The organism is Arthrobacter sp. AFG20 (assembly GCF_002892795.1).
Classification (GTDB): domain Bacteria; phylum Actinomycetota; class Actinomycetes; order Actinomycetales; family Micrococcaceae; genus Arthrobacter.
On sequence record NZ_PJMC01000022.1, the window covers coordinates 20,942 to 43,429 of the forward strand.

General features: G+C 67.1%; 23 protein-coding genes. 11 read left to right on the plus strand and 12 right to left on the minus strand.

The window, feature by feature from the left end; all coding sequences use genetic code 11:
- Positions 1-11: 11 nt before the first annotated feature.
- From CXZ05_RS20005 to CXZ05_RS20030, 6 genes are all read right to left on the minus strand, one after another.
- The gene (locus CXZ05_RS20005) at positions 12-1,550 is read right to left on the minus strand and encodes an alpha-N-arabinofuranosidase (protein WP_102974209.1); all 1,539 of its coding nucleotides are present in this window, start codon (positions 1,548-1,550) and stop codon (positions 12-14) included.
- A 63-nt stretch (positions 1,551-1,613) separates the two neighbouring features.
- Positions 1,614-2,510, minus strand: a complete 897-nt coding sequence (locus CXZ05_RS20010; protein ID WP_102974210.1) for a carbohydrate ABC transporter permease — start codon at positions 2,508-2,510, stop codon at positions 1,614-1,616.
- Positions 2,511-2,512: 2 nt separating this feature from the next.
- A complete protein-coding gene (locus tag CXZ05_RS20015) occupies positions 2,513-3,493 on the minus strand; it encodes a carbohydrate ABC transporter permease (protein ID WP_258006655.1) in 981 nt (326 codons plus the stop codon).
- A 44-nt stretch (positions 3,494-3,537) separates the two neighbouring features.
- A complete protein-coding gene (locus CXZ05_RS20020; protein ID WP_102974211.1) occupies positions 3,538-4,887 on the minus strand; it encodes an extracellular solute-binding protein in 1,350 nt (449 codons plus the stop codon).
- A 199-nt stretch (positions 4,888-5,086) separates the two neighbouring features.
- Positions 5,087-6,088, minus strand: coding sequence for a LacI family DNA-binding transcriptional regulator (locus tag CXZ05_RS20025; protein WP_102974212.1), 1,002 nt, complete (start codon positions 6,086-6,088; stop codon positions 5,087-5,089).
- Positions 6,089-6,130: 42 nt separating this feature from the next.
- Positions 6,131-7,330, minus strand: coding sequence for a hypothetical protein (locus CXZ05_RS20030; RefSeq protein ID WP_102974213.1), 1,200 nt, complete (start codon positions 7,328-7,330; stop codon positions 6,131-6,133).
- A 164-nt stretch (positions 7,331-7,494) separates the two neighbouring features.
- On the opposite strand from CXZ05_RS20030, the gene CXZ05_RS20035 reads away from it, so the two are divergent.
- Complete coding sequence (locus CXZ05_RS20035; RefSeq protein ID WP_102974214.1) at positions 7,495-8,280, plus strand: NmrA family NAD(P)-binding protein; 786 nt, start codon at positions 7,495-7,497, stop codon at positions 8,278-8,280.
- Positions 8,281-8,289: 9 nt separating this feature from the next.
- Here the strand turns inward: CXZ05_RS20035 and CXZ05_RS20040 are convergent, their stop codons facing one another.
- The gene (locus CXZ05_RS20040) at positions 8,290-9,075 is read right to left on the minus strand and encodes an alpha/beta fold hydrolase (RefSeq protein WP_258006656.1); all 786 of its coding nucleotides are present in this window, start codon (positions 9,073-9,075) and stop codon (positions 8,290-8,292) included.
- A 95-nt stretch (positions 9,076-9,170) separates the two neighbouring features.
- Between CXZ05_RS20040 and CXZ05_RS20045 the strand changes: the two genes are divergently transcribed.
- Positions 9,171-10,136 carry an alpha/beta fold hydrolase gene (locus CXZ05_RS20045; RefSeq protein WP_102974215.1) on the plus strand — a complete coding sequence of 322 codons (966 nt, stop codon included), beginning with the start codon at positions 9,171-9,173 and terminating at the stop codon, positions 10,134-10,136.
- Here the strand turns inward: CXZ05_RS20045 and CXZ05_RS20050 are convergent.
- From CXZ05_RS20050 to CXZ05_RS20065, 4 genes are all read right to left on the minus strand, one after another.
- A complete protein-coding gene (locus CXZ05_RS20050) occupies positions 10,133-10,546 on the minus strand; it encodes a VOC family protein (protein WP_102974216.1) in 414 nt (137 codons plus the stop codon). The genes CXZ05_RS20045 and CXZ05_RS20050 overlap by 4 nt on opposite strands.
- Positions 10,547-10,585: 39 nt before the next feature.
- Positions 10,586-10,843, minus strand: coding sequence for a hypothetical protein (locus CXZ05_RS20055; protein WP_146033125.1), 258 nt, complete (start codon positions 10,841-10,843; stop codon positions 10,586-10,588).
- Between the two features lie 105 nt (positions 10,844-10,948).
- Positions 10,949-11,833: an aminoglycoside phosphotransferase family protein gene (locus CXZ05_RS20060; RefSeq protein WP_102974218.1), complete on the minus strand. Its 885-nt coding sequence runs from the start codon at positions 11,831-11,833 to the stop codon at positions 10,949-10,951.
- Positions 11,834-11,855: 22 nt separating this feature from the next.
- Complete coding sequence (locus tag CXZ05_RS20065) at positions 11,856-12,653, minus strand: IclR family transcriptional regulator (protein WP_102974219.1); 798 nt, start codon at positions 12,651-12,653, stop codon at positions 11,856-11,858.
- 121 nt (positions 12,654-12,774) lie between these two features.
- Here CXZ05_RS20065 and CXZ05_RS20070 point away from each other — a divergent pair, with 121 nt between their 5' ends.
- The 9 genes from CXZ05_RS20070 to CXZ05_RS20110 all read left to right on the plus strand — a co-directional run bounded on the left by CXZ05_RS20070 (position 12,775) and on the right by CXZ05_RS20110 (position 20,432).
- Positions 12,775-13,278: a tripartite tricarboxylate transporter TctB family protein gene (locus tag CXZ05_RS20070; RefSeq protein ID WP_180987474.1), complete on the plus strand. Its 504-nt coding sequence runs from the start codon at positions 12,775-12,777 to the stop codon at positions 13,276-13,278.
- A 2-nt stretch (positions 13,279-13,280) separates the two neighbouring features.
- Entirely contained in the window at positions 13,281-14,780 is a 1,500-nt protein-coding gene (locus CXZ05_RS20075; RefSeq protein WP_102974221.1) for a tripartite tricarboxylate transporter permease, read from the plus strand.
- A 56-nt stretch (positions 14,781-14,836) separates the two neighbouring features.
- On the plus strand, positions 14,837-15,838 hold the full coding sequence (locus tag CXZ05_RS20080; RefSeq protein WP_102974222.1) for a tripartite tricarboxylate transporter substrate binding protein: 1,002 nt from the start codon (positions 14,837-14,839) through the stop codon (positions 15,836-15,838).
- Between the two features lie 55 nt (positions 15,839-15,893).
- Positions 15,894-16,520: an RraA family protein gene (locus tag CXZ05_RS20085; protein ID WP_102974223.1), complete on the plus strand. Its 627-nt coding sequence runs from the start codon at positions 15,894-15,896 to the stop codon at positions 16,518-16,520.
- 17 nt (positions 16,521-16,537) lie between these two features.
- Entirely contained in the window at positions 16,538-17,323 is a 786-nt protein-coding gene (locus CXZ05_RS20090) for an NAD(P)-dependent oxidoreductase (RefSeq protein WP_102974224.1), read from the plus strand.
- A gap of 79 nt (positions 17,324-17,402) precedes the next feature.
- Positions 17,403-18,737, plus strand: coding sequence for a TRAP transporter large permease subunit (locus CXZ05_RS20095; RefSeq protein WP_102974225.1), 1,335 nt, complete (start codon positions 17,403-17,405; stop codon positions 18,735-18,737).
- A gap of 12 nt (positions 18,738-18,749) precedes the next feature.
- On the plus strand, positions 18,750-19,007 hold the full coding sequence (locus tag CXZ05_RS20100; protein WP_102974226.1) for a hypothetical protein: 258 nt from the start codon (positions 18,750-18,752) through the stop codon (positions 19,005-19,007).
- Positions 19,004-19,993, plus strand: coding sequence for a cyclase family protein (locus CXZ05_RS20105; protein WP_102974227.1), 990 nt, complete (start codon positions 19,004-19,006; stop codon positions 19,991-19,993). The genes CXZ05_RS20100 and CXZ05_RS20105 overlap by 4 nt, the downstream gene beginning before the upstream one ends.
- A gap of 94 nt (positions 19,994-20,087) precedes the next feature.
- Complete coding sequence (locus CXZ05_RS20110) at positions 20,088-20,432, plus strand: hypothetical protein (RefSeq protein ID WP_102974228.1); 345 nt, start codon at positions 20,088-20,090, stop codon at positions 20,430-20,432.
- Between the two features lie 20 nt (positions 20,433-20,452).
- Here the strand turns inward: CXZ05_RS20110 and CXZ05_RS20115 are convergent, their stop codons facing one another.
- Positions 20,453-22,459: a VWA domain-containing protein gene (locus CXZ05_RS20115; protein WP_102974229.1), complete on the minus strand. Its 2,007-nt coding sequence runs from the start codon at positions 22,457-22,459 to the stop codon at positions 20,453-20,455.
- Positions 22,460-22,488: the final 29 nt, after the last annotated feature.

Sequence of the window (22,488 nt, forward strand, 5' to 3'; positions counted from 1 at the left end):
GACCGCAGGGATCAGTTTTTGACCACGTCCAGTTCGACGACGGCCCAGGACAGCGCGGGCAGGCTCAACCGGAGCTCGGAACCGCTCGCCTTCGCACCTTCGAGCGGCTTGAGGCCCACGCGGTCCGGGCTGCCCTGGCTGTTGATCGTGAAGCGGTCGCCGCCCTCCGGGATTTCCAGGACCTCGGCCCTGAGCACCTGGCGGGCGTCAAAGCCGCGCAGAGCCACCTCGACGTCGGCCGCCTCCTCCAGGCCGCGGTTCGCGAAGAACAGCGCCACCCGGCCTGTTTCCTCGTTCCACGTCGCACTGACGTCGACGAGGTCGGTGCCGCCGAAACGGGCATTTTCGTACTTGTCCGAGTCAACGGACAGGCGCAGGATCTGGCCCTTCGCCAGTTCGGCCATCCGGGCGAACGGGTGGAAGATGGTCTGCCGCCAGGCAGGTCCGTTTTCCTCGCTGAAGATCGGCGCGATCACGTTGACCAACTGCGCCTGGTTGGCGATCTTCACCCGGTCGCCGTGGCGGAGCAGCGAGTTGAGCAGGGTGCCGACCACGACGGCGTCCGTCACGTTGTACTTGTCCTCGATGACGCGGGGGTGCTCGCGCCAGCCCGCCTTGGAGACGTTGTGCGGCTGGTCCTGGGTGTCCAGTCCGCGCTGGTACCAGACGTTCCATTCGTCGAAGGACAGATTGATGTGCTTCTTGTGCTTGCCCTTCGCGCGGACGGCGTCGGCCGTGGCGATCACCGACTCGATGAAGTAGTCGGTATCGACGGCGCTGGCGAGGAAGCTGCCGACGTCGCCGTCGTGCTCCTGGTAATAGGCGTGCAGCGAGACGTAATCCACCTCCTCATACGCGTGGGTCAGCACCGTCTGCTCCCAGGCCCCAAAGGTTGGCATTCCGGAATTGGAGCTGCCGCAGGCCACCAGCTCGATGTCCGGGTCCACGAACCGCATCGCCTTGGCCGCCTCCTGCGCCAGCCGGCCGTACTCCTCGGCGGTCTTGTGGCCAATCTGCCACGGCCCGTCCATCTCGTTGCCGAGGCACCACAGCTTGATGTTGAACGGATCCTTGTGCCCGTTCCTGGCGCGCAGGTCGGACAGGTAGGTGCCGCCGGGGTGGTTGGCGTACTCCACGATCTCGCGGGCCGCGTCCACTCCCCTGGTGCCCAGGTTGATGGCCTCCATGATTTCGGTACCGGCCTGCCGGGACCAGTCCACGAACTCGTGCAGGCCGAAGGCGTTGGTCTCGAGAGTGTGCCAGGCGCCGTCAAGCCGGCGGGGCCGGTCTTCCCGCGGGCCGATGCCGTCCTCCCAGTTGTAGCCGGACACGAAATTACCGCCGGGGTAGCGGATGACGGTGGCGCCGAGCTCCTTGACGAGCTTGAGCACGTCCTGGCGGAAGCCGTTCTCGTCGGCCTCCGGGTGGCCGGGCTCGTAGATGCCGGTGTAGACGCAGCGGCCCATGTGCTCAACGAAGGAGCCGAAGAGGCGGCGGGGAACTTCCCCGATGGTGAAGTCGCGGTCGAGGGTGATCCTTGCGCGGGACATGTGGGGTATCTCCTTGGTTGTGATTCGAATTTGTTGAAATCAGGTGACAGCGAAGGTGCCGGATCAGGTTCCGGCGAGTCCCGTCGTCGCAACGCCCTTGATGATCTGGCGCTGGAAGAACAGGAAAACCAGGATGAGCGGCAGTGCCGCGAGCAGCGCGGAGGCCATGTTCTGCGCGTACTGGATGCCGTAGGCGCTCTTGATCGTCTGCAGCCCCACCGGCAGGGTCAGGATGGACCCGTCGTTGGTGGAGATGAAGGGCCAGAGGAAGTTGTTCCACGCGCTGATGAAAACGAAGATCGCGACGGCCGCCAGGATGGGGCGTGAGAGCGGCAGGATGATCTGGGTGAAGATCCGCATCCGGCTGGCGCCGTCCATCACCGCGGCCTCCTCAAGCTCACGCGGGATCTGGTCGAAGAACTTCTTGAGCACGAACACCATGGCGGGGTGGATGACCTGCGGGAGGATGATGGCCCACGACGTGTCGATCATGTGCAGCGCCACCATCTGGTAGAACAGCGGGATAATCAGCACCGGCGGCGGGATGATGATGGAGGCGATGATCACCGTCATCAGGACCTTTTTGCCGCGGAAGTCGATGCGGGACAGGGCATAGGCCACCAGCGCGGAGATGGCCAGCGTGATCACGGTGATGGCGGCGGAGGTGTAGAGCGAGTTCCAGGTCCAGAGCGGGATGTTGCCGTCCTGGAACACCTTGATGAACGCGTCGGCGGTAAAGCCCGACGGCGGGATCCAGCTTACTTTCGGCGCCGCGGCGTCCGTCTCGCTCTTGAAGGCGGTAACGGTTGCCCAGGCGAACGGGACAATCCACAGGACGGCCAGGAGCGCGGCGACCGCCAGCACGGCGGCCCTGCCAACGGTCATTTTCTTGCGGGGCTGCCGGAACCTTGGGGCGGAGGCGTTGCGAAGGGCGGGGCGGGTGAGCGTCTGGGTTGCCATGGTTATGCACTCCTGCGGCGAGTGATGAAGAACTGCATGACCGAGACGGCCACGATCAGCCCGAAGAAGATATACGAGATGGCTGCGGAGTAGCCCAGCCGGTAGCCGGTGAACCCGGTTTCAAAGATGTACTGCACCACCGGCCGGGTGGAACCGGCGGGGCCGCCTGCCGTCATCTGGTACACCTGGTCGAAGATTTTCAGTGAGGCCAGGATCTGCAGGAGCACGATCATCACAGTGGTGGGCGTCAGCTGCGGCAGGGTGATGGAGAAGAACTGCCGCCAGGCGCCGGCCCCGTCCAAGGACGCGGCCTCGTAGTGCTGGGCGGGAATGTTCTGCATGGCGGCCAGGTACAGCAGGAAGTTGAAGCCCACCGTCCACCACAGCGTGGCGATGACGATGGACCACATGGCCACGTTCGGGTCGTTCAGCCAGGCCACCTTGGGAAGCCCGATTTTAGCGAGGGAGTCGTTGATGAGGCCCAGCTGCGGGTTGTACATCCAGGAGAAGAAGAGGGACACCACTGTGGAGGCGAGCAGGTACGGGGCGAAGTAGGAGAGCCGCCACAGCCACTGCGCCGGCAGCCCGACGTTGACCAGTGCGGCCATGGCGAGGGCAACGAGCACCAGGGGGACCGTGCTGATCACCGTGAAGTAGAGCGTGTTGCCGAGGGAATGCCACATGTCGGCGTCGGCCAGGGCTTCGGCGTAGTTGGCCAGGCCGATCAGGCTGTCGTTAGCTCCCGTCAGTGACTTCCCGGTGAGGCTCATGTACAGGCCGTACAGCAGGGGCCAGACGAGGAACACCAGGAAGAACGCCAGGAACGGGGCGGCAAAGCCCCAGCCGTTGAGGTTGTCCCGGGTCCGGCGGGGATTGGAGGTTTCTGAACCGGACTTGTTGTTAGGGGACGGGTTTCTGCGGGGCTGGCCGGGCATGGACTGCACCGTCTGCTCGGCGCCTTGGGATGTTGCTAAGGAACTCATCGGGGACTCCTTTGTCGCTCAGTGCTTTAGGAAGCTCAGTGGCCTCAGACCGGGTTGGGCCGGGAAAGAAGGGTGTTGGTGCGCCGCACAAAGGCGTCCCAGCCGTCGGCGGCCTTGTCGCGGCCGAGGAGTACGTTCTGCACGTTTTCCGCGAAGTACGTCTGCCAGTCCGATCCCGAGCCACTGAACCAGGCCTCGGGATCGTAGGCGATGATGTCCGCGGCGTTGGCGTAGTGGATCTGGGGCGTGAGGTCCCGGTAAGCCTGCGACTGCACAATGGGCTGGTAGGCCGGGATGTGGCCGGCTTCGGCCCAGGACAGCGACCCCTTGAGGATGTCGCTGACGAACTTGTACACGTCACGCCGCTTCCCGTCGTCGACATTCAATTGCCGCGGCAGGACGAAGGAATGCGAGTCCGCGTACGACGCCGGCGTCCCGTAGAGCGTGGGAATGGTGGCGGCGTCGACGGGCAGCTCCGCCTTCTTGAAGGTGGGAAGTTCCCAGACGCCGCTGAACAGCATCCCAGAACCTCCGCGGGCAAATTCGGCGATGCCCGTGCCGATGTCCCCGCTCTTTGCGGCGACGGTGTCATCGAACAGCGAAGCCATGAACTCCAAAGACTCGACGGCGGCATCCCGGTCGGCCTTCATCGGCTGGCCCGGCGTGAGTTCCATGTCCGCACCGTGCTGCTTGTAGAGCGTGTAGAAGAGGCGCCACATCTGCGATCCGCTGCCCAGGTAGCCGAAGGACAGGCCGTGCGCCTGCGTCACCTTCTGCATCTCGCGGGCCATGGCGAGGAAGTCCTGCGGGGAGCTCACTACCTGCAGCTGGCCGTTGGCGCCAAGCACTCCCGCCTTGCCGGCGATGTCGGTGTTGTAGAACATGACGAACGGGTGGGAATCCAGGGCGATGGAGAACACCTGGCCGTCGTGCTGGCTCTTGTCCCAGATCCTCGGCGCGAAGCTCTCGGCCGTTACACCGTGCTCCGCCAGCAGGGACATGTCCCACGGGTCGATGAGTCCGCCCGGCGCGTAGCCGGGGACCCGGCTGGCGTGCATGATGGCCAGTTCCGGCGGCCTTCCGCCCGCCGACGCCATGGCGAGCTTGGTGTAGTACGGCGGGCCCCAGGCCAGGACGGTCGGATGGACTTTAAAGCCGGGGTTGGCCCCGTTCGCCGCGCTGATCATGGCCTGCATCTTGATGCCGTCGCCGCCGGACAGCAGGTGCCAGAACGCAATGTCCCGAACGGATGCCGCCGAGGCGGTTCCGCCGCAGCCCGTGAGGCCGGCTGCGGCAAACACGCTGCCCAGGGCTGCCGTTCCTGCCAACAACTGCCGGCGGGACACCTGCTTGCCGGACGTCTGCTTCCCGGCGAGAAAATCAAACTGCTTCACCCGTCACTCCTTTGGATGGGTCCGCTGAAAGTAATCCTTGTGGCACTGTGCCAGCCGTGCCGGTTCGCTGCATCGCGGGTCTGGTGGAGGCTGGCGTGTGACGCAGACCTCACATTACATCGTTGTAAAACGGGGCACAAGGGAAAATTGTTAGCGCCAACAATCTGAGGTTGCGGTCTCGCTTAGTCGGCGCCCAGGTTCAAGACGCGGTGCTGTTCCGCTGCACGATGCTGTAGTCGACGGTGACCACCCGCTGCTCACCGGCGCGGTCCGCCATCCGCTCGGTGAGGAGGCGCAGGGCCTCCCTGGCCATCAGGCGCTTGTCGAAGGAAACGGTAGTCAGCGACGGCACGGCATATTGCCCGTCGGCGATGTCGTCGAAGCCGGCCACGGCGATGTCCTCCGGAACCTTGATGCCGAGTTTCCACAGCACGCTGAGAGCGCCGATGGCCATGGAGTCGGTGAAGCAGAACAGCGCATCCGGGAGCGGGTTCGAATCAAGGTAGGTGGCGAGCGCGTGGGCAGCCGTCTGGGGCGTCCACTTCTCGCAGGGGATCAGCAGCGAGTCATCAAGATCAATGCCGAGCCCATCCAGCGCGGCCTGGTAGCCGCGGGTGCGCAGAACTGCCGCTGCCGAGTGCCGGACCTCGGCGGTTCCGAGCACGGCGATGCGGCGCCGGCCCGTCCGGGCGAGCGCGAGGGTCATGTCGCGGGCTGCGGCAACACTGTCCACCCACACGCGGTCGGCCAGCTGCTGGGAGACCTCCCCCAGCAGGACCACCGGCGGCAGGGAGACGCCCACTTTGACGGCGCTCTCGTCAAGCACCACGGGGTTGAGGATCAGGCCGTCGATGAGGTTGGACCGTGCCCGGGACATCAGTTCGTATTCGCGCCGGGGATCGGAGCCGGTTTCCTCGATCTGGACGCTCCAGCCCTGTTCGTGGGCAACCTCCACCACGTGGTGCGCGATCTCCGCGGAGTAGGGTGTGGCCAGGTCCGGCAGGGCCAGGGCGATGACTCCCGACCTGCCGTTGCGCAGGCCGCGGGCGGAGAGGTTGGGCACGTAGTCGAGTTCGAGGATGGCCTGCTCCACCTTGAGCCGGGTGGATCCGCTGACCGGCACCACGCCGTTCATGACGTTCGACACGGTCTTGGGGGAAACCCCGGCACGGCGCGCGACGTCCTTGACCGTTGCGCGCACTGCTCCCCTTTCAACTACGGATGTGAACGATGTTACAGCCCGCTACCCCGCCTGGCTGGCGCCGGCGGCCAGGCCGGCCTTCCGGCGTCGGCCGTTCACCAGAATCCAAACGGCGACGCCGACGACGACTGCCGCCACCCCGCCGGCCACGGCGGGCAGGGCGTTCCAGGAACCGGCGGCTGGTTCCGGGGCCGCTTCCGGGGCCGGGGTTGCGGCCGGTACTGCCGCCGTCGGCGCCCCGGACGCAAGCGGCGTTGCTGCCAGTGCTCCCGCGGAGTACCGGACTACCGCGCCGCCGCCCGGCGACGTTCCCGGGCTGATCACGACGACGGAGCCGTCGGGGGCCACCGCCAGGTGACCGGGGCCGCCGTCGGTGGGGATGGAGCCCCCCACTTCTTTGGCTTGGGGACCGATGACGGAGAGCTTCCCTGTCAGCAGGCTCGTCACGTACAGCGAGCCGTCCGGTGCGACGGCTACGTCCTGCGGCCCGCCCTCGACGGAGATCCGCTCAGCCACGGTGCCGGCGCCGGGCTTGATGACGGCGATGTCATTGGACTTGATGTTGGCTACATAAACGGTCCCGTCGGGGCTGGCCGCGATCCCGTGCGGTTCCTGGGACGTCCCGGTGTCCGAGACCAGTTCGATGGTCTTTGAAACCGTGTCCGCCCCGGCCGGGATCACGGAGACCGTCCCGGCGGTCTGGTTGGTCACGAACGCGGTTCCGTCCTTGGTCACCGCGATTTCCGCCGGGCCCGCTCCCACCTTGATGGTCCGGTCCACTGCAGTCCCGTTCGGTGCAACGACGGAGACGGTGTTCCCCGCGGGGTCGGCCACGTACACAGTTCCGTCTGGTCCGGCGGCAAGCGGGTGAAGCCCGGCGGATACCGGAATGGTCCGTGCCATGGCTGCGTCCCCGGCCGGGATGACGGCGACGGCGCCCTGGTCGGCGTCCCCCGCCGTGGCCACGTAGAGCGTGCCGTCCGGGCCGAGCGAGAGTCCGGTGGTGGGGTGGCCTCCCGTGCTAATAGTGCGGGTAGCCCTGGTCTCACCGGCGGGAACCACGAAGACACCACCACCCTGGCCGTAATTGCCGAGGTAGGCCGTGCCGTCTGCAGCAATGGCCAGCCTCACGGGTGTGCCGTAGATGTAGATGGCTTCCTCGGGCGATGCCATGGCGGCCGCCGTCCCCAGGTACAGGAATGCTCCAACCACGGCGGTGAACGCGGCCCAGCGGTACTTCATGAAATTTTCCCCCAGCAGATTCCCCAATAATGCGCGGCGTGAAGCCAACCGGAAGAAGCCTACTAGTTACCGGGCAGGGCCATTGACCGCCGCCTCCGGAGTCCCAATAGTGGGGGGCATGGCAACAGCGATCCACCAGTCCACCGAGCAGTGAGGAAAACACGATGAGCGACGAAGGTCCTGTACTCGTCGTGGGCGGCACCGGCATGCTCGGCGGCAAGGTGGTTTCCGCGCTGCAGGGGGCCGATGCCGTAATCACCACCGCAGCCGGATACACACGGCACAGCAAGGGCGACACTGCCGATATTGACCTCACCGGCAACGCCAACCTCGCCGACGCCGCAGCCCTTGCCGGCGTTCGCAGGTTCGTGCTCACCAGCATCCTGACGTGCGACCAGACGCCCGGAGTCCCCCACTTCTGGCACAAGAGGCTCGCCGAGGACCGGCTCGAGGAACAGCAGGTGCCATTCGCGGCGCTCCGTCCCGGCGCCTTCCTGGACCAGGTCACCCGGTTCGGCGGCGACCCGTTCACGAAGCGCCGGCTGACCTGGTTCGGTTCCAGCGAGGTTCCCATGACGTTCGTGCTGACGTCCGATCTGGCCGCCTACCTCGCAGCCGCCGTCGATGCGGACGTCGCCCCCGGATCGCGAATCGATATCGGCTGGGACCGCCCGGTGTCCATGCACCAGATTGCGGATATCAGCGGCCGGCTTCTGGGCGGGCGGGTTCGCGTCCGTTCCGTCCCGGCAGGCGTCCTGCGCGCGGCCGGCAACGTCCTCGGGGCTGCCGTTCCCCTGGCCAGGGACATGAGCGCCATGATCGACTGGTTCCAGACCGGCCGGTACGTTGCCGACACCACCCGCCAGCAGGAAGTCTTCGGTCCGCCGCCAACTGCGGAGGACGCCGTGGCCAGACTTCTGACCGAGCTTGGACATACCATCCGGAAATAGCCGGGTTCCCTATGCATCCAGGAAGCGCAGCAGGTGCGGGAGCGTCACGTGCATGGCCTGCAGATCGCCGTCACTGGCGGCGAGTTCGCCGAGGTAGTCGCCGTGGCCGCCGGGCACGACCAGCAGGCGGGCACCGGGGATGGCGCGGGACATCCGCACGGCGTGGTCCGGGCCCATCACGTCCTGGTCGGCGCAGAGCACCAGGGTTGGCGCTGTGATCCGGCCGAGGTCCTGCTCGGACCAGCCCGGGAAGCCGACAATGCGCTGCCGGTCCAGCTCGAACAGCCGCTCGAGGTGCCCGGGTTCGGGATTGAGGCTGCGGTCCGCGTCCTTGTAGGCGGCTGGCATGTTGTCCAGGGTGGCAGTCTTCATGCCGTCCCAGAATTCGTCGGGCACCGCGTCCCGGCTGAAGAACGTGGAGGCGGCGACGAGACGGCGCACCCGCGCGGGGTGCTGCATCGCCAGCGCGAGGGCGGTGTGGCCGCCGGCGCTGAAGCCAAGCACGTCCACCGAGTCCAGCTGCAACTGGTCGAGGACCGCAACGACGTCGCCGGCGGAGTTCTCGGCGGTGAGCGGCCGGTCGGTCGGCAGGGTGCGGCCGTGGCCTTCCTCGTCGACGGCGATTACCTGCCGCTGGGCGGACAGCAGCGGGATGATGCTGGCGAAGTTCGTCTGGATGCTGGAGCCGCCGCCGGGGATGAGGAGCAGCGGCCTTGTGCCGGTTGTAGCGCTGCCGTGGACCTCGTAGTACATGCGCAGGTCGCCGTTGGCCGCGTATCCATGGGTGAAAGTCACACGGCATCCTAACGCCGCGTGGTTAAGGGTGGATAGGGCTTCCCATCCGCTCCTCCCCGGGGTCCGAATACTTTTCAGAGTCCCAGGAGCAGCAGATGACCATTAGTATTCAGCAGGACACCGCCCGAACAGGAGTGCCTCCGCTGCGGCGGCTCGTTATTGCCACCGAGTTGGGTCCCGCCACCGTTCGTGTTCAGCAGGGCACGGGAAGCGGGTCCGGAACCGGTGATCCGGCTACGGCCGAGGTTTACCTGCACGGCGCCGCTGGATCCTGGACCACGTTCCAGCCCTTGGTGGACCGGGCGCCGGACGTTGACCGCGTGCTCATTGACCTGCCCGGATGGGGTGATTCCACGGCTGGTGCCCGGCTGGACCACCTCAGCATTGAATCCATGGGGCGCGCCGTCGTCGAAATACTGGATTCGCTCGGCTACCGGCGCTGGCACCTGGTGGGCCATTCCATGGGAGGCTTCCTGGCACTGCACATTGCCGCGAATTTGCCGGAGCGGGCTGCCGGCGTTGCAGCCATTTCGGCCACCACGTTCGCCGTGTCCGGGGTGGCCCGGCGTCGGTTGCGCGGCCTGTCCGGGTTCCCCGCGTTTGCTGGCATGCTGCTGGCCATGCGCTCCATGGCAGCCCTCGGCCCGTCAGGGCCGGCATTGATACGGGCTGTCGGCGCCACACCGGTGATGGGGCTGCTGACGTCACCGTTATTCGCCGACCCGCCGGCCGTCCCCCGCCACGTAATCCGCGGGCTTGCGTTCGATGCCCGCCCCGCCAGCTTCGCCGCAGCCGCCCGGGCCATCGCTCACTACGACTTTGGCCAGTGGCGCGCCATCCGCTGTCCGGTGCTGGCCACGCGCGGGAACAGCGATGTGTTCACGCCGCCGTCGGACCTTTCCCGGCTGGCCAGCGTCGTCCCCCACGTCCGGCTGGAGACCATCGCGCGTTGCGGCCACTTCGCCAACATCGAGCAGCCCGAGCATGTGCAACGGCTGCTCGACGACCTTCGGCCGGCGCAAGGTGTACCCGGCGAAGATGAAAGCCGGTCAGGGCATTAGGTTCCGTTGCCGACCGCGGGGTCCAGGTGCGTGCTCTTGACCTCGGGAGGCGTCGCGCCCTGGATGACCCAGCGGTTGCCGTCCGGGTCACTAAGGAATGCGAAGAGCACCCCGCCCATGTCCTGGACGTCACTGATGCCGGCGCCGCGCTCCTGCAGTTCGGCGCGGACAGCCTCAATGTCGGGGACCACGAGCTGCAGCCCTTCCAGGCTCCCGGGGGCCATGCTGGTCATGCCCGTCCCGATGACGATCGAGGCAGCGGATCCGGGGGGCGTCAGCTGCACCACCCTCATGCCGGGGATGTGCTCCACATCGTGGTCCAGGACGAAGCCCAGCTTCTCCACGTAGAACGACTTCGCCGCGTCCACATCAGCGACCGGCACTTGCACAACTTCAAGGCGCATCTCCATGCGCCCCACCCTACCGCCGCCCGAGCAGTGGTACGCATATCAGCTGGCGGACGGGCGCGCGGGCGGCTTCGACTCGGAGCGACGCCTCGAAAGCTTGAGTCCACGCTTTCGGGCCAGAACAGCCCGCTTTGGGACGTGGCTCTTATGGCTACCGCGCTCCTTCATGCGCAGCGCCTTCCTCTGCTGCCGCCAGGCCCGACGCTGATCCCGGTTGATCCTCGAGAGCAGCAGCACCGGAACAGCGAGCCACAGCAGCGCCACCGCAAACACCAACAAGATCGACACCAGCGGTTCCATGAACAAAGTCTATTGACCCCGACTGAAGATAATAAGCACCCTTATCAAGTCGTTATGAAGTGGCCAAATTCAGGTGCGCGCTTCACGGCCCCCATGCCTTGGACCTCAGCCCGCCAGGACCTGCCGGAGTCCGAACTCCCCCACCGAGAACATCGGCGGGTTATCGTCGGAGTTGCTGAGCATGGCCGTGGACAGGACGAGTGCCCAGCCGCGCGCCCGCGTCCAGGTGGCGCGGTCCATGGAGGAGCCAAAGGCGCCGATGAAGCGCTGGCGGGTGCCGGCGTCGAACATCAACCATCCCACCGCAAGGTCGACGGCCGGATCCCCAGCCCCCACATCGCCGAAGTCGATCACGCCGGCCACGGACCCGTCGGCCGCCAGCAGGATGTTGGCCGGATGCAGGTCCCCGTGGAGCATCATCGCCGGGCCGTCCCAGATGGGAGCCCCACGTGCCTCCGCCCACATCGCCCTCAGCTCTGACGACTGCGGGTAGCGCTCCCGGTCCCCGAGCCTTTCCAGCACCACCGCGTTCCGGTCCATCAGCGGTACCCCACGGACAGGATTCACCGGAACCCCTGCGGCGGCGGGCACGTGAAGCGACCTGAGAAAGGCAGCAAGGCCATCAACAGCCGCCGCCCGGTCCGCCGGTCCGGCGTCCACCGCGGCGGCGCCGGGGACCCACCGGACAATGCTCCACGGCCAGGGAAAGTTCGACGTCGCCTGGCCGGCATGGACAGGCTCAGGAACCGGAACCGGGGACCGGCGGGCGATCCCGGGAAGGTGCCGCTGCTCGTGGAGGATCAACGGCACGGCCTCGTCCCGGCGGGGCAGCCGGACCGCCAGATCGTCACCCAGCCGGAAGGTCGCGTTGTCCCAGCCGTTGGCCACCCGCACCAGCGGTCGGCCGGCAAGGTCGGGCCGCTGGTCGCGAATGAGGGCATGGACGACGGCGGCACTCACCTCCACCGTGGCCGGCGGCATTCCTGCCATTCAGACTCCCGCCTTTCCTGCGCTAGTAGACAGTGCCCTCCAGCAGTTCGGCGAGCCGGGCCGCCGCGCGGCGAAGTTCCGGCACCCCTGCCGTGAGCCCCTTCTCGGTGGCAGCTTCCACCGGGCTGGTCAGGGCGACGGATTCGCTCGGCAGCCCGGACCTGTTGATCGCCATTGCCACCGAGAGCACTCCGGTGGCGCGCTCATCGGCCGAGTAGGCATAGTCCGTTCCCGGCTCGGGCAGACGGGCCTTGAGCTCGGCCAGGCTGAAGGTGGACGCTTCGTGCCCGGCCGCCACCGCCCCCTTCACCACCTCCTGGAGACGCTCGTCCGGCGCGCCGGCCAGCAGGATTTTGCCGGCAGCGCCGACGGTCAGGGGAAGCCGTTTCCCCAGCGGCATGTCGTACCGCAGCGGGGCATCACCGTCGACGCGGACCACCAGGATGCGCTCAAAACCCAGCCGGGTGTAGAGGGACGCGGTCATGCCGGTCTGCGCTGCCACCTGCTGGAGCACCGGACGGGATGCGGTCACCAGGGGGTCGTTCTCGATGTAGCTGCGCGCCGCCGGCAGCACGGCCGGGCCGATCCGGTAGGTCTTGTCGGTCTGGCTGACCATGCCGAAATCCTGCAGCACGCGCAGGATACGCAGCGTGGTGGGCAGGCTCATGCCGCAGTTCCGCGCCAGATCGCTGAGCCGCTGGGGGCGGTCCGCCCGCTGCAGTTCCGCAAACACCTCCAGCGCCCGCGACAGCGAGCGCATGTTGGAGGGCTTGCCGCCGTCGTCCGCTGCAGTGCCGGGCTGCGCATTGGTGACCGTCATTCTTTCATTCTATGTAAGTTCTGGTCCCCATCGGCCCGCTTGACAGTCCCTGTGGGCCGTGTCACTATTTCTTCTGACGTAAGACACTTTCATTCTATGAAAGCAATCGGAAGGCATTTTGATGACAACGGAGTCGACCATGACCCAGTCCCCCGCCCGGGCGAGGCCAGCGCGCAGCGTTCTGGCCGGGATCGCCGCCTTCGGGGCACTGGGTGGCTACGTACTTGTCAGCTCGGTGGGCCTCGGTCTCTGGACCTCGCTGGGTCCCGGCCCCGGGCTTTTCCCATTCGCCATGGGCGCGGTGCTCGCCTTGATGTCAGTCCTGTGGCTGCTTCAGGAGCTCAAGCGCCCCAGCGCGGCAGGTGAGAAGGCCGACGGCGGACTCGTGCTCGCCGTCGTCGTCAGCCTTCTGCTGCTGGCAGCGCTGCTGGACCTGCTCGGCTTCCAGCTGAGCATGTTCCTCTTCCTGATGTACCACCTGAAGATCCGGGGGAAGCGGAGCTGGCTGTCCGCCCTGCTCACCGCCCTGGCCGGAAGCGTCGGAGCCTTCTACGCCTTCAACTACGGACTGAACGTGGCCCTGCCTGTCTCCTCCATTCCCGTCCTGAACCTGATCGGACTCTAGACATGGACACCCTCAACGAACTGCTGAACGGCTTCGCGGCCGCCCTGACCTGGCAGAACCTCATCTTCGCGTTCCTGGGCTGCCTGCTGGGCACCGTGATCGGCGTCCTGCCGGGCATCGGCCCGGTGGCCGGCGTCGCCCTGCTCATCCCGCTCACGCTGAACATGGACCCCACCGGCTCGATCATCATGCTCTGTGCCATCTTCTACGGCACGGCCTACGGGGGAACCATCACCAGCGTGCTGCTGAACACCCCGGGTGAAGCAGCATCGGCCATCACCACCATCGACGGCCACGCGATGACAAAGATGGGCAAGGCCGGCGCTGCCCTGACCATCGCCGCCATCGGCTCCTTCGTCGGCGGCACCATCGCCACCCTTGGCCTCGTCGCCGCCGCCAAGCCCCTGGGCGAACTCGGCCTGCTCGTCGGTCCCCCGGAGTTCTTCGCCCTCATGGTCGTCGGCATCTCCCTGCTCGTGGCACTGGCCGGCAAATCGATGGTCAAGGCCCTGATCTCCGGAGCCCTGGGCCTCCTAATCTCCATGGTCGGCATCGACCCTGTCGCCGGTGCACCCCGCTTCACCTTCGGCATGGACCGGCTCCTGGACGGCGTGAGCTTCGTGGCGGTCATCGTCGGCGTCTTCGGCCTGTCCGAGATCCTGTCCTACCGCAAGGGCGAGTCGACCGTGGTGCACGCCCCCGGATTCAGGTCCCTCCTACCCACCGGGAAGGAATGGCGCCGGAGCGCACCTTCCATGGCCCGCGGAACCGGCATCGGCTTCGGCCTCGGCCTGATCCCCGGCATGACCGGATCGGTCGCGTCCTTGCTCTCCTACGGCGCCGAGAAGAAGTTCTCCAAGTACCGCAACGAACTGGGCAAGGGTGCCGTCGAAGGTGTTGCCGGGCCGGAGACGGCCAACAATGCCCACGCCAACGCCGCGCTCATCCCCCTGTTCACCCTTGGCATCCCGGCATCGCCGACCATCGCCGTCCTCATGGGCGCCTTCCTCCAGCAGGGACTGACGCCGGGACCCACGCTGTTCACCGAGCACTCTGAGATCGCCTGGGCGATCATCGCCAGCCTCTTCATCGGCAACCTCCTGCTGGTACTGCTCAACGTCCCCCTGGTGGGTCTCTGGACCTCGATCCTGCGGGTCCCGGCTCCGATTCTGACCGCGCTGATCCTGCTGTTCATGGTCATCGGCGCGTACACCATCAACTTCAGCGTCTTCGACGTCTTCGTGATGATCGGCTTCGGCCTGCTGGGCCTGGCCCTTCGGCACCTGGAGATCCCGCTTGCCCCCATGGTCCTCACCCTGGTCCTGGGCCCGCTGATGGAACGGTCGCTGCGCGAATCACTGGAAATCTCCCAGGGCGACTTCAGCATCTTCCTCAACCGCCCCATCTCGGCCGTGCTCATTGCACTGGGGCTCCTGATCATCTGCAGCCCGCTGCTGAAGCTCCGCAAGCCCAAGGCCCTGACGGACGACCCCGAAACCTAGACCCCAACCCGCACTGCCCCTCAACCGACAAACAACCTCTTCGAAGGAGAAGACACATGTCTCGCAAGAAAGTAACCGCAGCCATTGCTGCAGCTGCCCTGCTCGCCCTCACCGGATGCGGTGCCAACGCCGGCGCAACCTCCGCAACCGGGGAGGACTTCCCCAAGAAGGGCAAGTCCATCGACCTCGTCGTCGCTTTCTCCTCGGGTGGAGCCGTGGACACCGCAGCCCGCCTGGTCCAGCCCGTCCTGGAGAAAGAACTCGGCACCAACGTCGAGGTCATCAACAAGCCCGGCGCCGGCGGCCAGATCGGCTACACCCAGCTGACCAGCGCCAAGCCCGACGGCTACACCATAGGCGCCACCGGTTCCCCGTCCGTCGTCGTATCTCCGCTGGACCCGGCCCGCGGCGCGAAATACACGCGCAGCAGCTTCCAGCCGCTGGGCCGCCAGGTCATTGACCCAGCCGTCATCGCCGTTCAGCCCGACAGCCCCTTTAAGACGCTGAAAGAACTTCTGGACGCGGCCAAGGCCAAGCCCAAATCCATGACCGCCAGCACCACGGGGCTGCAGACCGGCGAACACTTCGCGCTGGCCCAGATTCAGGAAACCACCGGCGCCGAATTCGCACCGGTCCATTTCTCCGAAGGTGCCTCCCAGGCCACCACGGCATTCCTCGGCAAGCACGTCGACATTCTGGTGGCCAACGTCAGTGACGTCACCGACCTGACCAAGCAGAACAAAGCCCGCGTCCTGGGCATCATGACCGCCGAGCGCTCCCCGTCGCTGCCGGACGTTCCCACGTTCAAGGAAAGCGGTTACAACGTCGAAGCCGGCACTGCCCGCGGCTACTCCGCCCCCGCCGGCCTGCCGGACGCCGTCGCCAAGAAGCTCGAAGCTGCCCTCCAGAAGGCCATCGAGGACCCCGAGGTCGTCAAGAAGATGAACGACCTCGGCCTGCAGACCAGCTACCTCTCCGGCAAGGACTACGAGACGTTCTGGGCCGGACAGGAAGCCGACTTCAAGAAGGTCCTGCCAAAGGTCCAGAAGAAGGACTAGTCCACACACACCGCCCGTTCCAGCTCACACCAACACCACCAGGGAAGACACCGCCATGACCACCCCCGCCCTTCAAGACACCTCCTTCACCCGCCCGGACCAGGAACTCATCAACCGGCTGGCCAAGCTGCCCGCCGCGAACATCGGAGACGCGGTGGACCGTCTTGGTGTGGCAGATTCCGCGATCCAGGCAGTCTGGCCAGGCGCGAAAATCGCCGGACCCGCCTTCACCGTGTGGACCCGCCCGGGGGACAACCAGGGCATCCACGAAGCGCTGAAACTGGCGCAGCCCGGGGACGTCATCGTTGTTGCGGGTGGCGGTGACGAGTCCCGCGCCCTCCTCGGTGAGCTGATTGGCGAGCGCGCCATCAACCTCGGCATCGCCGGCTTCGCCCTTGACGGTGCGGCACGCGATGCCGAGGCCCTCGGCGAGATCGGCATGCCGGTCTTCGCCCGGGCAGTCACGCCGGCGGGCCCTTACAAGAACGGGCCGCACCGGCTCGGCGGCCCCGTCGCCTTCGGCGGCGTTCCTGTCCTGCCCGGCGACATCATCATCGGCGACTCCGACGGCGTCGTGATCATCCCCCGGGAGCAGGCCGAGGCCGTGGCGGAGGCCGCCGAAGCGGTCTTCGCCGACGAAACCAACCGCCGGGCGTCGATCGTCGCCGCCCGCGGCCAGTAAGTAAGGAAACACCTCCCATGACAAAGTGCACCATCATCGGCCTGGGCGAAGCAGGTGCGGCCTACGCGGAAGCACTCGCGGCGGCCGGCCACCAGGTCACCGGCTTTGACCCCGTGGCCCCGAACACCCCGGCCGGAACAACACGGGCAGCCACCGCCGCTGAAGCCTGTGAGGGCGCAGAAATCGTCCTAGTGCTCACCGGCGCGGCCGCTGCCCGCAGCGTCGCCACAGAGTGCCTGCCGGTGCTCCCGGCAGGCAGCACCTATGCGGACTTCACGTCGTCATCCCCGGCCGTGATGCAGGAGCTCGGCCAGCTGCCCACCCAGGCGAGCTTTGCCGACGTCGCGATCCTTGGACCCGTCGCCGCCCTAGGCGCCAAAACGCCGCTCATGGTCAGCGGTCCCGGATCTGCTGCGGTGGCGCAGCTGCTGGCGCCCCTGGGTGTCGACGTCGAAATCGCCGACGGCGGGCCGGGGGCGGCCATGTCCCACAAGCTGCTGCGAAGCGTCCTGATGAAGGGCATGGCATCGGTGGTGGTGGAAGCGGTCACCGCCGGCCAGGCAGCCGGACTGGAAAGCTGGATCCGGGAGCAGATCGCCCGGCAGCTCGCAGGCGACGGCCAGGCCGTCATCGACCGGTTTCTCGCGGGAACGTCCAAGCACGCCGTGCGCCGGTCCCGGGAAATGCAGGACACCGCCAATTACCTTGCCGAGCTCGGCGTCCCCGCAGAAATGACGGAAGCGTCGGCGGCCGCCCTGACGCGGATCGCGGCAGCACCGGCACCGGAGGCGGCCCTGCGCTGACCGCGCATGAGGCAGAATCAATGAACAGGGAATCAACGATGAACCCGGAAGCAATCGAACACCCCGAAGGAGCAGCCCGATGATCGGCATCTGGGCACTGGGAGCCTATCTGGCTGTCATCCTGCTCTGGACAACGGTCATCAAACGCAGCGTCGGCGAAGCGATGCTCCTCGGGTTCCTCGTTGTCCTTCCGTTCACCGGGGCCGCCGCCCAGGTCGGCTGGGACGCGTTCTACGGCGCCATTAGCGATGAGATCGTCTATGCCACCATGGCGTTCGTCTTCATGGGTTACCTGCTGGAGCGGACCGGCGTGCTGGACCGGCTGATCGACCTGCTGAACTCCCTGATCGGCGGGGTCAAAGGCGGCCCGGCGTGGGTCTCCACGGTCGCGTCGGCCGGCCTGGGCGGCGTGGTCCACAACCAGGCCGCGATCGCCGCGACCGTGGGATCGGTGACCATCCCGTGGATGGAAAAGTCCCGCCTCGACAAGCCGTCTGCGGCAACGCTCGTGGCAGGCAACGCAGGCATGGGCATCACCTTCCCGTTCAGCGCCTCGATGTTCGTCCTCGTGGGATCCTCCACCGTCGGCCCGCTGCTAAAGGTCAACGACCTCGTCCTTCCCCTGCTGCTCGGCGGACTCTGGTGCTTCCTGCACCGCCTGATCGTCACCTACGTGCTGATCCGCAGGAGCGACATGGCGCCCCTCGATGCGGCGCACCGGACGCCCGTCCGCCGGGCGTTCGCCCAGGGCTGGGCCACCATGATCCTGTTCGCCGTGGTGGCCGTCCCGCTGATCCTCACCTCTGGTGCAATCGCCAAAGCCCTTTCCGACTGGACGGGCTCGGACGTGGCCAAGTCCGTCAGCGTCATCGTCTGGATCCCCGTGGTGCTGATCATCACGGGCCTCATGCTGGGACGGAAGCGGCTGCCGCGGGGCAGGAAGGCCTACTGGGACTTCCTGCAGCAGTCCGCGCCGCGCTTCGGCGTCGTCGGCGTCACCGTGGTCTTCGCGTTTGCCGGTGCCAACGCCCTGGCCGCCACCGGACTGCCGAAGCAGATGACGGCGCTGCTGAACCAGTTCAACCTGCCGCTGTGGCTGCTGGCCATCCTGATCGGACTCATTGTCATCGCCGTGGCCGCACCTCTGTCCGCCACGGCGACCATGGCCGCCGTCGGAACCGTGGGCGTGGCCACGCTGGTGGCCGCCGGCGTTCCGGCCACCACGGCGGCCGTCGCTGTGCTGGTCTTCTCCTCCTGCGAGGCGGCCGTGCCGCCCGGCGGCGCTCCGCTTTACGTCGCGTGCGGCATCGCCGATGTTGATCCGTACAAAACGTTTGCCCGCCTGTTCGTCCTCTACGCCCTGCCGCTGCTGGCCATCGGCGTGCTGATCGCCGTCGGCGTCCTGCCGATCTAAGGAAGCGTGGAAATGCACAAGTTACGTAACACCATCAACGCCATCTTCGTGATCAGCCTCGCGGTACTCCTCATCGCCGGAATCGTTTTCGTGGCCGGGCAGGCCCTCGCCCTGATCACCGGGCAGGGTGACTGGCTGGCGGTCCTCAACGAGGCCGTCAAGGGCCCGGCGTGCATCGCCGCATCCGTCTGTGCCATCGCCGGATTCCTGCTCAGCTACAAGACCCCCGCGCAGCAGAACAACCCGCAGCAGGAAGCCCGCACACCATGACGTCCACGGACTCCGGCACAGCCTACCCCTCCTACGAGGCACTCCTGGAACGGGAAGGGCAGCTTTCGGGCACCTCCTGGGGCCTGTTTCCCGACGCCGGGCGCGGCACCCCGTCCTTCATCCAGCCCGGTTCCGTCCGGGATGCCGCCGGCTGCGTCAGGACCGGAACGGTCTTCGGCCTCGACTACCCCGCCGACGCCTTCGACCCCGGGATGTCCCTGAAACGGCGGGCTCCCCGGCACACGATCTACTCGGCGCACCCCGCCCACAGGGACGACTTCCTCGACGGGTACTACCTGCAGGGCTCCAGCCAGATCGACGGCCTCCGGCACCGCAGGGCTGACGACGTCGGCTTCTACAACGGCACGCCCGATGACGAAATCCGGGAAGGAACCGCTGCTCTCGGCGTCCAGGTGTGGGCGGAGCAGCCCATCGTCGGCCGGGGTGTGCTGGTGGATCTCGATGGATACTGCCGGGAACAGGGCACGCCCATCGACCATGCGGCCGGGCAACCTCTTGGCCTCAACTTGGTTCAGGCGGCCGTCGAGGCGCAGTCCCTTGCCCTCCGGCCCGGCGACATCCTCATGCTGCACACGGGGTGGTGCGAATGGTTCCTCGCGCTCCCCGCCGGGGACAAGCTCCGCCAGCGCGACAGCCGACGGGCCAGCGGCGTCGAGCAATCGGCCGAGTTCGTCGCCTGGGCGTGGGCCAACCAGCTCGCAGTGCTCGCCGCGGACAATTTCGCCGTCGAATGTCTGCCGCCCGTCCCCTCCAGTCCCTTCAAGGACACGGCATCCAACGACCACGGCATGATGCACCAGCAGTTGCTTGCCAAACTCGGCCTGCCGCTCGGCGAACTCTGGCAGCTCGGCCCGCTCAGCCGGCACATGAAGGCCAGCGGCACCTGGGACGCGCTCGTCACCGTCAAACCGCTGAACATCACCGGAGCGACGGGGTCGCCGGCCAACGCCACGGCGGTGACGTAGCAACTCCACCCCTGACTTGTTAGCCACGTCACATTCGTCTATGGTTGTCCGGGGCCACAGCGTGGTGGCCCTTTCTAAATTGGGGAGAAAATTAGTGAACGAGAAGCTGCGGGTGCTGGTCAGCGTTGACCTCGACGGCGCCAAGGCCCAGGTCAAGACCCAGGGTCACGTGACTGTCCAAAGCATCCAGGGCCTGTACGACGTGATGAAGCGCGCCGACGCGCTGGTCCCGGGGCTGGCACTGGAACTGGATATGACCCTGGCCGAGGTGGAACCCCAGGCCATGGAGGAACTCCGCGGCTGCGCCCGCTCCCACCACCTTCCGGTGCAGGTTGATCCGCTGCAGCGCAACTACCGGTTCAGCATCCTGGCGCCGAAGATCGCAGCGCCGAAACTGGTAACCCTCCCGGTCGCCGCCCCTGTGCTGGCAGCCGCCTGAGCTAAATCCCAAAGCGGGGGCTAAATCCCGGCGGCCCAGTCGTCGTCGTAAGCACGGCCGCGGAAGTGGGCACGGAGGTACTCCCCCACAACTGCGGCGCCGAGATCGCCGGTATCCGGGGCCACCACCCGGCCGTCGACCCGCCGGGCCAGCCGCCGGACGAACCGTTCAAGGCCCGGGTCGTCGCCGAGCCGGAAGAACGTGGCCTGCGTGCCCGCACGCCCAAGCCGGTCCAGCTCGGCGACCGTGACGCGGATGGTCTCCGGATCCGGCGGCCAGCAGAACCACGACTCACCGTCGCCCAGCAAATGGGCTGTGGGCTCGCCGTCGGTCACCACGAGCAGGACGGGCTGCATGGACGGGTGCTGCCGGAAGAACCGGCCAGCCAGCAGCAGGCCGTGGTGCAGGTTGGTGCCCTGCTCGCGAAACGCCGGCAGGGCCGTGAGCTCGCCGATGTCCATCGACTGCGCGTAGCGGCCGAACGTGATCAGCTGCAGCCGGTCCCCGCGGAACCGGGTGGATACGAGGTGGTGCAGGGCAAGCGCCGTGCGCTTCATGGGCACCCACCGCCCCTCGGCCGCCATCGAGAACGACACGTCCGCGAGCAGGACGACGGCGGCCTGGGTGCGGGCCTCCGTTTCCGACACCTCGATGTCCCCCACCGCCAGGCGCAGTCCGCCGCCCGGATCACCGCCGCCGGCCGTGGTGCGCCGGATGGCATTGGTTATGGTGCTGGTGACGTCCCACGGCTCGGCGTCGCCGAACTCCCACTGCCGGCTGGAGCCGGTCTGCTCGCCGGCAGCCCCGGCGACGCGCGTGTCCCGGCGCCCCTGCCGGCCCGACAGCTGCTTGGCGGTGTCCCGCAGCAGCGACTTCCCAAGCCGCCGCATGGCCTGGGGCGACAGCCGGAGGTCGCCGTCGGCCCCGCGCCGCAGGTATCCGCCGTCCTGCATCGCGCGCTCGATGTCAGCAAGGGTGCGCGCCGTCACGGCGGCGTTCTGCCCGAGCTGGCGGGCCAGGGCGTCCAGGTCCAGGTCGTCGAGGGTGGATCCGTTGTAGTGCTGGGAGAGCTGTTCGGACAGCTCATCGAGTTCGGCGATGTCCTGCAGCACACCGGTGCCGTCACCCAGCCCAAGTCCCTCCTGGCCGCCGAACCGTTCGGAGCCGCTCCAGTCCTCACCGGGCCGCAGGGAGCGCAGGCTGTCGTCGAGCTGGTTGAGCTGTGCCATGAGGTCGGCCGAGCCGAAGGCCTGGGCGGACAGCCGCATCAGCTCCTCGCGCTGCTCCGGGGACATCGATTGCAGCATCCGCTGGGCCGCGGCGGCACGCTTGGCGAGGGCGTCCACCAGCTCCTCAACGGACTGCGGATTCTCCGGAAAGTAGTGGCCGTGCTTGGCCATGAACTCCCGGAAATCGGCGTCGGTGTCCTCGCCGTGGCGGTGCTTGCCGAGCAGCCCGTTGAGGTCGCGCAGCATCTCGCTCACGGCTTCGCGGTCCTCGTCGGTGGCGTTCTCGAGCGCCTGCTTCATGCCGGCAAACCGCTGGTCTAGGACTTCACGGCCGAGCAGGTCCTTGATCCTTTCGAAGGCTTCCCGGGCGCTGCTCGACTGCCAGTCGTAGGACGCGAGCTCGTTGACCGCTGCTGCCGTGGACTGGGGCAGGTTCTGCAGCTGCATCTCGCGGAAGGCGCGGTCGTTGTTGTCCATCATGGCGTCGCGGGCCAGCTGCTTGCGCTCCTCCAGCACCGCGGTGTCCAGCAACTTCCTGACCTCGCTGAGGGTGCCGTCCAGCTTATGGCGGCCCAGCAGTTCACTCCGCCGTTGCTGGACGCGGCGGGCCAGGTTGTCGAGCCCGTCGCGGTTCCGGCCGCCGCGCCGGAGGAACTCCTGCAGGGCATGCCGGGGCGAGTAGCCTTCCATGACGTCCTCGGCGATGGCCTCCAGCGCCTCCGCCAGGTCCACCGGCGGGGCCAGCGGATCCGGACCTCCGGCGTACCGGCCGTACCTGGACCGGTTGTGCAGGGTCATGATGCCTCCTGTACCGAGCAGAAACTGTA